13 protein-coding genes are annotated in these 13,419 nt (G+C 70.5%); 9 read left to right on the top strand and 4 right to left on the bottom strand.

Translation table 11 applies throughout. The features are described from left to right. The first annotated feature begins 20 nt into the window (after positions 1-20). Entirely contained in the window at positions 21-1,550 is a 1,530-nt protein-coding gene (locus tag ACFQ53_RS13070; RefSeq protein ID WP_377860342.1) for an FAD-dependent monooxygenase, read from the top strand. 23 nt (positions 1,551-1,573) lie between these two features. Here the strand turns inward: ACFQ53_RS13070 and ACFQ53_RS13065 are convergent, their stop codons facing one another. After that, on the bottom strand, positions 1,574-2,746 hold the full coding sequence (locus ACFQ53_RS13065; protein ID WP_377860340.1) for a Gfo/Idh/MocA family protein: 1,173 nt from the start codon (positions 2,744-2,746) through the stop codon (positions 1,574-1,576). A 278-nt stretch (positions 2,747-3,024) separates the two neighbouring features. On the opposite strand from ACFQ53_RS13065, the gene ACFQ53_RS13060 reads away from it, so the two are divergent. The 3 genes from ACFQ53_RS13060 (at position 3,025) to ACFQ53_RS13050 (ending at position 6,836) form a co-directional block, all read left to right on the top strand. After that, positions 3,025-4,074 carry an ABC transporter permease gene (locus ACFQ53_RS13060; protein ID WP_377860338.1) on the top strand — a complete coding sequence of 350 codons (1,050 nt, stop codon included), beginning with the start codon at positions 3,025-3,027 and terminating at the stop codon, positions 4,072-4,074. 167 nt (positions 4,075-4,241) lie between these two features. Further along, positions 4,242-5,102: a carbohydrate ABC transporter permease gene (locus ACFQ53_RS13055; protein WP_377860398.1), complete on the top strand. Its 861-nt coding sequence runs from the start codon at positions 4,242-4,244 to the stop codon at positions 5,100-5,102. Positions 5,103-5,192: 90 nt separating this feature from the next. Continuing rightward, entirely contained in the window at positions 5,193-6,836 is a 1,644-nt protein-coding gene (locus ACFQ53_RS13050) for a sugar ABC transporter substrate-binding protein (protein ID WP_377860336.1), read from the top strand. Between the two features lie 65 nt (positions 6,837-6,901). Here the strand turns inward: ACFQ53_RS13050 and ACFQ53_RS13045 are convergent, their stop codons facing one another. From ACFQ53_RS13045 to ACFQ53_RS13035, 3 genes are all read right to left on the bottom strand, one after another. Beyond that, entirely contained in the window at positions 6,902-8,476 is a 1,575-nt protein-coding gene (locus ACFQ53_RS13045; RefSeq protein ID WP_377860334.1) for a sulfatase, read from the bottom strand. A 62-nt stretch (positions 8,477-8,538) separates the two neighbouring features. Then, on the bottom strand, positions 8,539-10,440 hold the full coding sequence (locus tag ACFQ53_RS13040) for a beta-galactosidase family protein (protein WP_377860332.1): 1,902 nt from the start codon (positions 10,438-10,440) through the stop codon (positions 8,539-8,541). Between the two features lie 96 nt (positions 10,441-10,536). Next, positions 10,537-11,673, bottom strand: a complete 1,137-nt coding sequence (locus ACFQ53_RS13035) for a CobW family GTP-binding protein (protein WP_377860330.1) — start codon at positions 11,671-11,673, stop codon at positions 10,537-10,539. A 56-nt stretch (positions 11,674-11,729) separates the two neighbouring features. Here ACFQ53_RS13035 and rpmB point away from each other — a divergent pair, with 56 nt between their 5' ends. From rpmB to ykgO, 5 genes are all read left to right on the top strand, one after another. Continuing rightward, positions 11,730-11,966 carry a 50S ribosomal protein L28 gene (gene rpmB, locus ACFQ53_RS13030; protein ID WP_377860328.1) on the top strand — a complete coding sequence of 79 codons (237 nt, stop codon included), beginning with the start codon at positions 11,730-11,732 and terminating at the stop codon, positions 11,964-11,966. A 340-nt stretch (positions 11,967-12,306) separates the two neighbouring features. Beyond that, positions 12,307-12,474 carry a 50S ribosomal protein L33 gene (rpmG, locus tag ACFQ53_RS13025; RefSeq protein ID WP_152351371.1) on the top strand — a complete coding sequence of 56 codons (168 nt, stop codon included), beginning with the start codon at positions 12,307-12,309 and terminating at the stop codon, positions 12,472-12,474. After that, positions 12,474-12,779, top strand: coding sequence for a 30S ribosomal protein S14 (gene rpsN, locus ACFQ53_RS13020; protein ID WP_377860326.1), 306 nt, complete (start codon positions 12,474-12,476; stop codon positions 12,777-12,779). The genes rpmG and rpsN overlap by 1 nt, the downstream gene beginning before the upstream one ends. Positions 12,780-12,858: 79 nt before the next feature. Continuing rightward, the gene (locus tag ACFQ53_RS13015; protein ID WP_377860323.1) at positions 12,859-13,152 is read left to right on the top strand and encodes a type B 50S ribosomal protein L31; all 294 of its coding nucleotides are present in this window, start codon (positions 12,859-12,861) and stop codon (positions 13,150-13,152) included. Next, positions 13,149-13,271, top strand: coding sequence for a type B 50S ribosomal protein L36 (ykgO, locus tag ACFQ53_RS13010; RefSeq protein WP_152351368.1), 123 nt, complete (start codon positions 13,149-13,151; stop codon positions 13,269-13,271). The genes ACFQ53_RS13015 and ykgO overlap by 4 nt, the downstream gene beginning before the upstream one ends. The last annotated feature ends 148 nt before the right edge of the window (positions 13,272-13,419 follow it).

Raw genomic sequence — 13,419 nt, 5'->3', positions numbered from 1 at the left:
GGCTCGAGGAGGCGCCCGCCATGTCACCGCAGACCCACACCAGCCCGTACGACGTCCTCGTCGTCGGCGCCGGCCCGACCGGCCTGATGGCGGGTCTCGTCGCCCACCGCCGCGGACTGCGCACCCTCGTCGTCGACGCGAAGGACGGGCCCACGCGGGAGTCGCGGGCACTCGTCGTGCAGGCGCGCAGCCTCGAGATCCTCGACCAGCTCGGACTCTCCGAGCCCGTGCTCTCCGCCGACACCCTCGCCACCGGGATCCGGATCGGCGATGCGGCCTCACCCGTGCGCATCGACGTCGCGCCTCTCCAGGAGGGGCGGACGCCGTTCCCCGGTGTCCATGTCTACGAGCAGTCCCGCACCGAGCACCTCCTCTCCGCGGCGCTCGAGGAGGAGGGGTGCCCGGTCCGGTACGGGCACGAACTGCGCTCGTTCCTCGTCGGCGGTGCCGACGCACCCGACGGCGTCGAGGCGATCGTGGACGGGCCGACAGGGCCGCATCGGATCCGTGCGCGCTGGCTGATCGGGGCCGACGGGGCGAGCTCGCCCGTGCGCCATCAGCTGGGCCTCGCCTTTGAGGGCGTCACGGACGACGCGACCTTCTGCGTCGCGGACCTGCGCGGAGTGGAGGGGGTACCCGAGTCGGCGCTCTCGGCGCGCTTCGGCGAGCGCCATTTCGCGGTCGTCTTCCCCATGGGCCCCGGCGGCCACGCCCGTCTGATCTGGCTGCACGGGGCGGCGCACCCCTCCGCACAGGATGCGCTGGCCGGGGCGCAGGAGGACCTCGGCATCACGTATTCGCACGTGGACTGGTTCTCCTCCTACCGCGTGCACCATCGCGTGGCCGAGCGCTTCCGGGTCGGTCCCGTGCTACTGGCGGGGGACGCCGCGCACGTGCACTCGCCCGTGGGCGGCCAGGGCATGAACACCGGACTGCAGGACGCCCACGGCCTCGCCCACCTGCTAGCGGACATCACCGAAGGGCATCTGGCGTCGGACGCGATCGAGCGCTACGAGGCGGAGCGGCGACCCGTCGCGCTCACCCTCATCCGCGCGACGGACACCGCCTTCGGGCTCATCGCGCGCACCGGCCCGGTGCACGCGTTCGCGCGGCGCAGGCTGCGGGACCTCGCCGGTGTGCTCGCGCCGCGCCTGCTCGCCTCCTCACAGGGACCGCGGATCGCGGGGTGGCTCGGCCAGTACCGCATCCGGTACCACGCGACGACCAAGGGCGGCACCCTCCCGCGGTGGGCGCGCGACCGGATCGTGGGCTTGCGCCTGCCCCCGACGCCCCACAACGCCGAACACCTGCGCGCGATGAGCTGGCGGCTGCTCGTCCACGGCGCCCGCGCCGAGCGCCCGGCCGCCGTGCCGGACTGGATCGAGGGTCCCTTCACGCTCCCTGCCGATCCCACGGGCAGCGCCCGACCCGACCGGCTGCTGCTGGTGCGGCCCGACGGGTTCGTCGCGGCCGCCTGGCCGCTGCACGCCGCGGCGAGCGCGGACGCCGACGTCCGCGAGGCCCTCACCGCCCTCGGCGTCGTCGGCTGAGGCCAGAGGTCAGCTTTCAGGTCTCAGGCCTGGCCACCGTCGAAGTACTCGCGCACCTCGGCGGGCACCTCCGGGATGTCGTACGGAACCCCGCCGTGGCGGATGGACTCCGCGCCGTAGACGCCGGTGGCGACGGCCTCGCGCGCGGCGATCACGGAGACGTCGGTCGCGCCGCCCTCGCGCACGAAGCGCAGGAACTCGCCCACGAGGTTCGGGTCGGCGCCGCCGTGCCCGCCGTCCCCGCGGTCGATGACCTCGACGTCGTCGGGACTGCCGGGTCCGCCCTTGCGGGATTCCCAGATGTGGATCTGGTCGCCGCCGCCGTCGCCCATGTTCTCGATGCGGCCGGCGTCGCCGATCACCGTGTAGTTCCGCCAGTAGTCGGGCGTGAAGTGGCACTGCTCGTAGGAGGCGAGCACGCCGTTGTCGAGCCTCATGTTGAGCATCGAGATGTCCTCGACGTCGATCGTGGGGTTGAGGTCCTTCTGCTCCGTGGGCGGCCAGGTCTCGGCGTCGAACCAGTCCCACATGCGCCGGTCGGAGTTGTCGCGGCGGTCGCTGATGTCGCCGTAGACGGCGAGGTCGCCGATGCCGGAGACACGACGGGTGTAGCCGCCGGCGAGCCAGTGGATGACGTCGATGTCGTGGGCGCCCTTCTGCAGCAGCAGGCTGGTGGCCCGCTCCCGCTCGGCGTGCCAGTCCTTGAAGTAGAAGTCGCCGCCGGCGCCCACGAAGTGGCGGCACCAGATGGCTCGCACGCGCCCGATCCGCCCGGAGTCGACGATCGCCTTGAGCTGGCGGATCACGGGCATGTGGCGCATGTTGTGCCCGACGAACAGGCGGGTGCGCTTCTCCATCGCGAGCCGCAGCATGGCGTCGGTGTCCTCGACGCGGATCGCCATCGGCTTCTCGGTGAAGGTGGGGATGCCGGCGCCGAGGGTCTGCAGGGCGATCCCGGCATGGGCGAAGTCGGGGGCCAGGACCATCACCGCGTCGACCTCGTGCTCGGCCAGCAGCTCGTCGACCGACGCAACATAGGCGACCTCCTCGCCGAAGCGAGTGCGGGCGTCCTCTCTGCCCCGCTCCGAGGGGTCGGCGACGACCGTGACCCGCGAGCCCTCCCCCGGCCTGTGCGCATGCCGCGAGAGGCCGCCGCGCGCCCCGAAGCCGATGATGCCGATCCGCAGGTCCTCCATGGGGACCACTCTCCTTCGCGATGGTGGGGGTCGCCGCCCGGTCCGGGGGTCGACGCTCGCGCGTCCTCCCATCCCCTGTCGGTCATCGGACCGCACGAGGACCCTATGGCCTGCGGCGTTCTTGCAGGCGGAAGGATCCCTCAGTCGTCTCGGATGATCACGATTCGGTGAATGGATTTACACAGCGACCAAGATCATTTACGGTCATGCACAGCCTGTCAAGCAGCGAGGCCTGGCAGGGAGGCCGACCGGCCGCCGCATGAACTGCGAGGAGATCCATGATCCAGACGATGCCGGCCGCAGCCGCGGAGGAGGAGGCGATCGCCCTGCAGGCGCAGGGCGGGAGCAGCTCGAGCCGCAGCGGTGAGAAGAGCCGTCGCAGCAGGAGGGGGCGCACTCCGCGGAAGCCCAAGGACGCGTTCGGGGTGCGCCTGCGCCGCGACTGGCAGATGCTCGTCCTGATGGTCCCCGGGGCACTGTGCCTGCTGCTGTTCTTCTACATCCCGATCCTCGGCAACGTGATCGCCTTCCAGGACTACCAGCCGTACCTCAAGATCACCGAGGCGCCGTACATGGCGATGCAGAACTTCATCGACCTGTTCGACGACAGCCGCTTCTTCCTCGCCCTGAAGAACACGCTGATCCTCGCGGTCGTCCAGCTGGTGCTGTTCTTCCCGGTGCCGATCGTGCTCGCGCTCGTCGTGGACTCGATGGTCACCCCGCGCCTGCGCAAGGCGTTCCAGTCCATCGTCTACCTCCCCCACTTCCTCTCGTGGGTGCTGGTGATCGCCCTCTTCCAACAGATGCTGGGCGGTGCGGGCTTCATCAACAAGTTCCTGCTGACCCACGGCATGGACGCGATCCCGTTCATGACCAACCCCAGCACGTTCCCGCTGCTGATCGCTCTCGAGAACATCTGGAAGGACGCCGGCTGGGGCATGATCATCTTCCTCGCGGCGCTCGCGAGCATCGACGCCTCGCTCTACGAATCGGCCGCGGCCGACGGCGCGGGGCGCTTCCGCCGCGCCTGGCACATCACGCTGCCGGGCATGCGCCCCGTGATCGTGCTGCTGCTGATCCTGAACCTGGGCTCGATCCTCACCGTCGGCTTCGAGCAGTTCATCCTCCAGCGCGACGCCGTGGGCGCCGATGCCTCGGAGGTCCTGGACACCTACGCCTACTACACGGGCGTGATCGGCGGCGACTGGTCGATGGGTGCGGCCGCCGGTCTCGCCAAGGGAGTGGTCGGCACGATCCTCGTCCTGCTGGCCAACAAGTTCGCCCACATGCTCGGCGAGGACGGCATCTACCGAGGGAGCGCGCGATGAGCGAGCACATGACCATGCCGGCCCCCGAGGTCGACGAGAACGACGCCGCGGCCCCGTCGGCCGGCTCCGCGGCCCACCGATCCGCCGCCGGGGCCGCGTCCGACGACCGCTCCCTGCACGAGCGGATCTGGGCCCGCGCCTTCGGGCGCAGCGAGCGGGCCGCCTGGATGGAGAAGCCGACCCCCGGGCTCACCGTTCTCAAGGGCCTGCTGATCGCGATCGTGACGATCTCGATTGTGGTGCCGATGCTCGTGGTCGTCTCGACCTCGTTCGCCTCGAGCGACCAGATCCGCGACGCCGGCGGGTACGTGCTGTTCCCGACCGATCCGACCCTCGAGGCCTACCGCACGATCTTCAAGAGCCCGCTGGTCTTCCGGGCGATCGGCGTGAGCGCGTTCATCACCGTGGTGGGCACCCTGCTCGCGCTGTTCGTGACCATCACGATGGCCTACGCGCTCAGCCGCCCGGTGCTCTTCGGCAAGCCGATGCTGATGGCGATCATCGTGACCCTGTTCTTCAGCCCCGGCCTGATCCCGATGTACCTCATGGTCAAGGAGCTGCACCTGCTGAACACGATCTGGTCGCTGATCCTGCCCGGGCTGTTCGCGGGCTTCAACTTCATCGTCATGCGCTCCTTCTTCATGGGCATCCCCAAGGAGCTGCTGGAGTCGGCGAAGATCGACGGCGCGAGCGACTTCACCATCCTGCTGCGGATCGTGCTGCCCCTGTCCAAGGCCGTGATCGCCGTGATCGGCCTGTTCTACGCGGTGGGCTTCTGGAACTCGTTCTTCAACGCCCTGCTGTACATCAACGACCAGTCGCTGTGGCCGATCCAGATGATCCTGCGCAGCTACGTCATCCAGGGCTCCTCGATGACCGCCGACACCCTCGGCGTCTCGCAGGCCCCTCCCCCGCAGTCGATCAAGATGGCCGTCGTCGTCGTGGCGCTCGCGCCGATCGTGGTCGTGTACCCGTTCCTCCAGAAGTACTTCTCCAAGGGCGTCATCACCGGCGCCATCAAGGGCTGAGCAGCGCTCACGCCGGCGCACCCGCGCCTCTCTCCCTCTCCCCTCCTGCTCCGCAGCGGCTTCGCTGCGGCCCTGATGAAAGGACACACCATGAGCTTCGAGATCGGACGTCGTCAGCTCCTCGCCGCCGGAGGCGCCGCTGCGGTCGCCGTCGGCGCGGGCGCCTGCACCGCGAGCTCCAGCCGATCCGGCGGTGCGAAGAAGTCGGCCGAGGTCGAGCTTCCGACCTACAAGACCCTCGACGGCCTCACGCCGGACCTGAAGGGCAACGAGAAGGGCCTGCACAACGTCTTCCTGAAGGCCCCCGAGAAGCTCCTGAAGACCACGGACAAGAAGCCGATCACCTCGGGCACCATCACGGCGCTCACGCAGACCTTCCAGACGCCCCCGCCGCCGATGAAGTCCAACCCGTTCTGGAAGAACCTGAACTCGCAGCTCGGCGGCACCCTGGACATGCAGGTCGTCATCGACTCCTACCCGGACAAGTTCGCGACGATCCTCGCCTCCGGCGACCTGCCCGATCTCATGTGGGTGCCGCCGAACCAGGGCATCCCGAACATCGGCCCGATGCTCGAGTCGCAGTTCACCGACCTCACCGAGTACCTCTCGGGCGACAAGGTCCTCGAGTGGGGCAACCTCGCCGCGCTCACGCCGAGCTCGTGGCGCACCGCCGTGGTCAACGGCAAGATCTGGGGCGCCCCGATCCCCTCGACCCCCTTCGGGCAGGTCTACCTCGGCAACCCCGACGTGTGGGACGACGTCGACGGCTTCTCGTTCAACGACGCCGACGAGTTCCTCGAGAAGTGCAAGGACGTCTCGATCAAGGGCAAGCGCTGGGCGCTCGAGCCCTTCCTGCCCAACGCCTTCCACATGTTCGGCGAATGGTTCGGCGTGCCCACCGGGTACCGCGTGAACAAGGACCGCACCCTCACCGCGCAGTACCAGACCGACGAGTACCTCGAGACCCTCGAGTACGCGCAGAAGGTCTTCAAGGCAGGCGTCTTATACCCGGACCTGAACCTTGCCGAGTCCTCCCAGTACTTCGCCAACGGCACCATCGGCGCGATCGTCTCCGTGGGACCGCGCGGCGCCTCCGAGTACCGCAGCTACAACAAGGACCTGCTGGCGGACATCCTCATCCCCTTCGCCGCGGACAAGGACCGCACCCCGGTCTACGACATGGGCTACGGGACCGTGGGATTCACGCCGCTGAAGAAGACCGACGACGAGAAGAAGATCCGCGAGCTGCTGGACGTCATCAACTACCTCTCCGCCCCCTTCGGCACCGAGGAGTACATGGTCACGCACTGGGGCCGCAAGGGTGAGGAGTACGAGGTCAAGGACGGCAACTACGTGCTCACCGACGACGGCGAGACCAACGTGCCGGGCCTGCAGAGCGCCATCCAGATCATGGCCTCGGGCGAGGGCGTCATCTACAACCCCATCGCCGACGACTCCGAGTACATCTACGAGCAGGAGAAGAAACTGCTCGAGAACGCTGCGCAGTCCCCGATCAAGGGCCTGTACTCCGACACGGCATCGTCCAAGGGCACGGAGATCACCACGCGCCTGACCGACGTGCGCGACGACGTCATCCAGGGCCGCAAGACCATCGACGACTTCAAGAAGGCCCTGAAGACCTGGGAGGAGGGCGGCGGCAAGAAGATCCTCGAGGAGTACGCCGAGGTCCTCCCCGCCGACGTCCCGGTCACCAAGGACCCCAAGACCAAGTGACCGGCTGAGGCCGACGGCCGGGCCGTCGGGCGATGCATTCGTCCGACGGACCGGCCGTTCCGCGCTCAGGCGAGGTGGGCGGCCGAGGCCTCCATCTCCTCGCGCCAGGCCGCGTGCAGCTGCTGCAGGTGCCCGAGCGCCTCGGGGTGCTCGGCCGAGACGTCCCGGGTCTCGTCGAGGCCCGCGAGGTCGTCGGTCGCAGGGCTCAGCTGCATGCCGCTGCCGATGTCCGTGTGCTCGACCTGGAGGATGCTCGCCCGAGCCCGGGACTCCGGGTCCACGAACCGCAGCTTCCAGTCGCGCGTGCGCACGGCCCACTGGAAGCCGGTGTCGAAGTGCAGGACGTCGTGCACCGGCGCCTCGGGGTCGCGCATCGAGTCGCGAAAGTCGATCCCGTCGCACACGTCCTCGGCGCCCAGGGGGACGCCGCTGGCGCCGATGAACGTCGGCATCAGGTCGAGCGAGCTGACCAGCGCCTTCGACACGGAACCGGGTTCGGTCGCACAGGGCCAGGAGATGATCAGCGGAGTCCGCACGCCGCCCTCGTAGAGGGTGTACTTGCTGCCCTCGAGCGGGGTGTTGCGCCCGTAGTTGCAGTGCGAGCCGCCGTTGTCGGTCATGTAGACCACCACGGTGTTCTCGCGCTGCCCGGTCTCCTCGAGGTGCGCCATCAGGCGCCCGATCTCACGGTCCATGATCTCGAGCTGGGCCAGGTAGTAGGCGCGGCCGTTCTCGAGGTTCGGCTCGACCGCCCCGTCGTACCAGTCGAGGTAGTCGTTGGTCTCCGCGTCGAAGTCGGGATGGGAGGGCAGGCCGCGGGCGTCGAGCTCGTGCTGCGGCAGCTGCCAGGTGAAGTTGTGGACCGCGTTGAAGGCGACCATCGCGAAGAAGGGGCTGCCGGCGGAGGCATCGTCCAGCCCCGCGCCCGCGTCGGACCAGGTCGCATCGTCGACCCCGGCCCCGCCGTCGGCCCCGGTCGCACTGTAGGCCCCGGTCCGACCGTCGGCCCTCGGCGTGGCCGCACTGCCGCGGCCCACGAAGTCGATCGCGCGCTGGACGAACTCCTCGGTGAGGTGGCGCTCGCAATCGACCTCCCAGGTCTCCTTGCCCTCGCCCACCCACATCGGGGAGACCCCGTGGCGCTTGGCGGCCTCGCCGTAGCCCTCCTTGTGCGCACGCGAGTGGTGGAGGTAGTGCAGGCGGCCCATCGAGAGCGCGGCGACGCCGTAGAAGGAGGTGTCGAAGCCGTGGTGGGGCGGGCAGGCGCGATCGCCGGGCTTGTCCTGGCCGTAGTGAATCTTGCCGAAGTAGCCCGTGCGGTACCCGCGCTCCCCCAGCAGCTCGGCGAGGGACGGCACGGCCTGCGGGGGCATCGCGGAGTCCGTGAACCAGTGCGCGCCCCAGCGCTCCTGGTACTGGCCGGCGATGAGGCCCGCGCGCGACGGGCTGCAGATCGGTGCGGTGACGTACGCGTTGTCGTACAGCCGCCCCGAGGCCGCGAGGGCGTCGAGGTGCGGTGTGGAGACATCCGGGTCGCTGCCGCGCAGACCCAGATCGCCGTACCCGTGGTCGTCCGAGACGATCAGCAGGATGTTCTGGCGCTGATCAGGGGCGCCGCCAGTCGAGCTCGTGTCAGGCATCCGTTCCTCCGTCGGTGATGTCGGCGCGATGAGCGCGCCGGGGTAGGCCGGTGGACGTGCGCTCAGTCGAAGACCGGGCGATCGGCGAGGGCGAGCCGGGCGGGGATCGCGTCGAGGTCCAGCAGCAGCACCTCGTTGCGGCCCTTGCGCACCCAGGGCGCGGGGACGTACAGCGACTGCTGGGGTCCGACGCTCCAGTACCGGCCCACGCAGTGCCCGTTGACGTAGGCGACGCCATGGCCGGCAGCGGAGAGGTCCAGGTGCGCGTCGGCACTGCGCTCGGCCTCGAAGGAGGCGGCGACCAGGACGGGCAGGTCATCGGCGGGCGCGTCCGACGGAGGTCGCGCGGCGGACTGCGCAATGGGCTCCGCCTTCGCGACGATGCCGGCGAGCTCCTCCCCCATCTCCACGAGCGGCCAGGGGTCGGCCTCCCAGTCGCCCAGGAAGCGCACGCGGTCCCAGACGCCGCGCAGGATGCCTTTGCGTCCGCCCAGGTAGGGGCCGAAGTTCACGCGCCCCAGGTTCTCCACGAGGATCTCCACGCGCACCGTGCGATGCCCGCCCTCGGGCAGCAGACGGTCCATGAAGGGAGCGAGCTCGACGACGGCGGGATCGGTCTCCCCGGCCAGGGTCCCGTCGACCGCGCCCCGGGCGCCGATGCCCACGGAGCCGACGGCGATCCCGTCGACGTAGACCCACGCGCGGTCAGCGAGGCCGAAGAGCTTCAGGGGCGCAAGGGTCCGGGTGCCGTCGGCGCGGTCGGAGGCCTCGATCTCGACGTCCCGTGAATACCGGAGGATCCCGCGCTCGAGGCCGAGGTCCTCGAAGGCGGGCGGCACGACGTGGGTGGGAGCGGTGCGGGTGAAGCGCTCGGTGGCGCGCAGCGGCACCACGCGCTCGATCTGCGCCTCGCGAGCGCCCAGCGCGGCCGGCTCCGCGTCGAGGCCCAGCTCGGCCAGCTGTTCGGTGAGCGGGGGCAGGTCCCGGTGTCGGCCGATGACCTCGCGGAAGGCGTGGAACTTCTCGGTGAGACGGCCGTCCTCGGCGATCGGGGCGTCGTAGTCGTAGCTCGTGGTCGTGGGCTGCAGGACGCCGTCGTGGTTCGCCCCCGCGGTGAGCCCGAAGTTCGTGCCGCCCAGCGCCATGTAGAAGTTCACGCTCATGCCGGCCGCGAGCATGTCCTCGAGCTCTGCGGCGGCGCTGCCCGCGTCCCTGCTGTGGTGCCCCTCGCCCCAGTGGTCGAACCAGCCGTTCCAGAACTCCATGCACATCAGGGGCTGTGCCGGCAGCTCGCGCGCCGCCATCTCGAGGACGTCCCGCGTGCGGGAGCCGAAGTTGACGGTGGGCAGCGCGCCGTCGATCGTCCCGGCGGTCAGCCACATCCGCGCGGGTCCGTCGGACGTCACCAGCAGCTCCTCGATACCGCGGGCGCGGAGGCCTTCGCGCAGGTGCGCGAGGTAGAGGGTGTCGTCGCCATAGGAGCCGTACTCGTTCTCGACCTGGACCATGACGACGTTGCCGCCGCGGCACGCCTGGCGCTGCGCGATCACGGGGATCAGCTGGTCGAACCAGTCGTCGACCAGCCGCAGATAGGCCTCCTCGCGGGTGCGCAGGCGCACGCCCTGCTCGCGCAGCACCCAGCCGGGGAAGCCGCCGTTCTCCCACTCGGCGCAGATGAACGGGCCCGGGCGCACGATCGCATCCAGCCCCTCCTCCGCGGCGGTGTCGAGGAAGCGGCCGAGGTCGGCTATCCCCTCGAAGGTGACGGTCTCGGGCGCGGGCTGGTGGATGTTCCAGGCCACGTAGGTCTCCACGGTGTCGCAGCCCATCGCGACGAGGCGGCGCAGGCGGTCGCGCCACTGGTCCGGATGCACGCGGAAGTAGTGGATCGCGCCGGAGACGATCTGGTGCGGCTCGCCCCCTCGGAGGAAGCCGTCGGGTGTGGGTTCGAGCAGGGCAGGCATCGTCGGGAGTCCTCTCGGTGAACCGTTCTACAGATGCCAGTGTTCCATGGTGCGGGCGCCCGCGGGGCGAGGCCCGCGCGCCCCGCCCTGCCCTCCTCAGGCCGCGGCCTCGCGCTCCCCGAGCCACGGGGCGAGGCGGTCCTCGGCACCCAGCCACGGGGCGAGCCCGTCGGCCCACTCCTCGGGGGTCAGCAGGATGCGGCCGAAGGCGCGGCGCACGCGCTCGGCGTCGGCCGCCCCGACGCCCGTGACGACGAGCCGCGTGGTGGGCAGCTCGCGGCCGGCGTCGGCGATCGCGCCGATGGAGACCTGGCCGCCTGCGCCGTCCCACTGGCAGATGGTGCCGGGGCGGTCGGGGACCCAGAAGCGGCCGCGGCCGCGGAGCCTGCCGGCGCCGAGCTCCTCGATGTGCTCGAGCAGGCGCTCGGGGTGGAACGGCCGCTCGGATCTGAGGTCCAGGGTCCAGGTGCCGTGCGTGGTGGGACCGCCGTAGGGCTCGACGCGGCGGGGATCGCGGCGCGCCTCGGCGCGGGCGCGGGAGTGGCGGCCCAGCAGCAGGGTCTTCGGGTGGAGCGTGTGCATCGAGGCGGAGACCTGCTGCTCGGGCGCCCGGAGGTGCTCGATGAGCTCGCGGGCGGCGCCGTCGGCTCCATCGAGGACCAGCAGGTCGGCGTACTCGATCTGGGCGGCGAGGGCCTCACCCACGGCGCGCTCGTCGCCGTCGGCCCACTGCAGGCCGCGCTCGGCCAGGGTGTCGTCCTCGAGGAGGTCGTGCACGGCGGTGCGCATGTCGACGACGGCGGCCGACGACCCCAGGTGCCAGCCCTGCCGCCCCGGCAGGATCGTGCGCACGACGACCTCGGGGTCGGCGCTGATCGGCGGGGCGAGCAGCAGCCCGTTCCAGCGGCTCTCGGCGGCCAGCCGCCCGAGCAGCGGGATCGCGTCCTCGCGCATGGCGCACGAGACGCACGGGTGGTCGAGCTCGACGAGGGAATCGTCGATCACGCGCTCGGCGTCACCGAGCACGCGGCGCAGCGCACCGTGCTCCGCGTCGACCTCGTAGCGCAGGGCCAGCATGCCGGGGCGCTCGAGCAGCAGGCTCGTGACCAGCACGTCCCGCAGCACCGGGTCGATGGCGGAGATCAGGCTGACGGGCAGGGAGCCGGCGTCGGGCAGGGGGCGCAGCGGCCCTCGGGCATCGGGGCCGCCGTTCGCGGCATCGTTCGCGGACATCCGTCGCGACCTCACTTCTTGACGAGAATGATTATCAGTAGTTAGTCTCCTCCATCATGACCCAGCGTTGTCAAGTCACCGGCGCCGAGCCGCGGATGGGACGGAACGTCTCCCACTCCCACCGCCGCACGCCTCGCCGCTTCAGCCCGAACATCCAGCACAAGAAGTACTTCGCCCCGTCGCTCGGCCGCACCGTGCGCCTCACGCTCTCGGCCAAGGGCATCAAGATCATCGACCGGCGCGGCATCGACGCGGTGGTCCAGGAGCTGCTCGCCCGGGGCGAGAAGGTCTGAGGCCGAGGGGCCGAGGGGCCGGCGGATCTGCGTTCGACGGTCGGGCGGTCGGGCGTGCCGACGGGCCGACAGCCGACGGCCGACGGGCGGCACACCGTCGTCGATGTGAGGTGCGAGCACCTCTGACATCGAGACGGGGCGGCCAGGCGTCGTACGGGGCACGGAAGGAACCGGGGCACGCGATCTCATGCAGGCGGCCCTGCCTCCGCCGAGTCGAGCGCCGCGTCTCGCAGCACCCCTCGCGTCCCCGCTCCTCGATCACCGGTCCTCACCATCCCGCGCAGCGTCGTCGGCCCTGCGCCCATCGATCCATCCACCACGACCCCGCAGGAGGGCACCCATGAGTCGTCGCAACGACGTCCGCCAGACCGTGAAGATGCGTTCCACGGCCGGCACAGGTTTCACCTACATGACCACCAAGAACAGGCGGAACACCCCCGATCGCCTCAGCATGCGCAAGTTCGATCCGCGCGTGCGCGAGGTCGTCGAGTTCCGGGAGGAGCGCTGATGGCGAAGACCTCGAAGATCGCGGCCGACGAGCGCCGACGCACGGTCGTCGCGAAGTACGCCGAGCGTCGGGCCGCTCTCAAGCGCGCGCTCAAGGACTCGGCCGCCTCCCCCGCGGAGCGCGCCGAGGCCCAGCGTGCCCTGCAGGCGCTCCCCCGCGACGCAAGCCCGACGCGCCTGCGCAACCGCGACGCGATCGACGGGCGACCGCGCGGCCATCTGCGCCGCTTCGGACTCTCGCGCGTCCGCTTCCGGGCCGCCGCGCACCGCGGCGAGCTGCCCGGCATCACCAAGTCCAGCTGGTGAGCCCAGGTCGTCGGCCGATCCGCCGACGACCATCGGCTCCGCACAGCATCCCACCCCCGACACCTCGAAGGAGGCCTTCATGAAGAAGGGCATCCACCCCGACTACCACCACGTCGTGTTCCGCGACGCCGGCGCCGGGCACTCGTTCCTCACCCGCTCGACCGTCACCTCGGACAGGACCGTGCTGTGGGACGACGGCCGCGAGTACCCCGTCATCGACGTGGAGATCTCGTCCGCCTCGCACCCCTTCTACACGGGCAGCGCCCGCGTGGTCGACACCGCCGGACGCGTCGAGAAGTTCCGTCGCCGCTACGGTACGAAGACCGCCGGCACGCAGAGCGCCGGCGCATCCACCCAGGAGGCCACCCGATGAAGGTCCGCAACTCCCTGCGCGCGCTGAAGAGCCAGCCGGGATCGCAGGTCGTCCGCCGACGCGGGCGCACCTTCGTGATCAACAAGAGGAACCCGCGCCTGAAGGCCCGGCAGGGCTGAGCCCGAGGGCGGGGGTCCGATGAGGGCGGCGCTGCCCGCTGGGGCGGCGCCGCCCGATGTCGTCAGCGGCGCGGCCCGACGAGGCTGGCGCCGCCCGTCTTCGAGCATTTGGGCGGGTCTGCGGACCATTCACACCACTGAATGGTCC

The organism is Brachybacterium sp. NPDC056505 (genome assembly GCF_042794925.1).
GTDB classification, from domain to species: Bacteria; Actinomycetota; Actinomycetes; order Actinomycetales; family Dermabacteraceae; genus Brachybacterium; species Brachybacterium kimchii.
This window is presented reverse-complemented; position numbering and strand designations above follow the sequence as displayed.

Bases quoted from the DNA above. Each gene is read 5' to 3' on its own strand.
- ACFQ53_RS13045 (WP_377860334.1), bottom strand. From the start codon at position 8,476: ATGCCTGACACGAGCTCGACTGGCGGCGCCCCTGATCAGCGCCAGAAC.
- ACFQ53_RS13065 (WP_377860340.1), bottom strand. From the start codon at position 2,746: ATGGAGGACCTGCGGATCGGCATCATCGGCTTCGGGGCGCGCGGCGGC.
- rpmB (WP_377860328.1), top strand. From the start codon at position 11,730: ATGACCCAGCGTTGTCAAGTCACCGGCGCCGAGCCGCGGATGGGACGG.
- ACFQ53_RS13055 (WP_377860398.1), top strand. From the start codon at position 4,242: ATGGAGAAGCCGACCCCCGGGCTCACCGTTCTCAAGGGCCTGCTGATC.
- ACFQ53_RS13060 (WP_377860338.1), top strand. From the start codon at position 3,025: ATGATCCAGACGATGCCGGCCGCAGCCGCGGAGGAGGAGGCGATCGCC.
- ACFQ53_RS13035 (WP_377860330.1), bottom strand. From the start codon at position 11,673: ATGTCCGCGAACGATGCCGCGAACGGCGGCCCCGATGCCCGAGGGCCG.
- ACFQ53_RS13050 (WP_377860336.1), top strand. From the start codon at position 5,193: ATGAGCTTCGAGATCGGACGTCGTCAGCTCCTCGCCGCCGGAGGCGCC.
- ykgO (WP_152351368.1), top strand. From the start codon at position 13,149: ATGAAGGTCCGCAACTCCCTGCGCGCGCTGAAGAGCCAGCCGGGATCG.
- rpsN (WP_377860326.1), top strand. From the start codon at position 12,474: ATGGCGAAGACCTCGAAGATCGCGGCCGACGAGCGCCGACGCACGGTC.
- ACFQ53_RS13040 (WP_377860332.1), bottom strand. From the start codon at position 10,440: ATGCCTGCCCTGCTCGAACCCACACCCGACGGCTTCCTCCGAGGGGGC.
- ACFQ53_RS13015 (WP_377860323.1), top strand. From the start codon at position 12,859: ATGAAGAAGGGCATCCACCCCGACTACCACCACGTCGTGTTCCGCGAC.
- ACFQ53_RS13070 (WP_377860342.1), top strand. From the start codon at position 21: ATGTCACCGCAGACCCACACCAGCCCGTACGACGTCCTCGTCGTCGGC.
- rpmG (WP_152351371.1), top strand. From the start codon at position 12,307: ATGAGTCGTCGCAACGACGTCCGCCAGACCGTGAAGATGCGTTCCACG.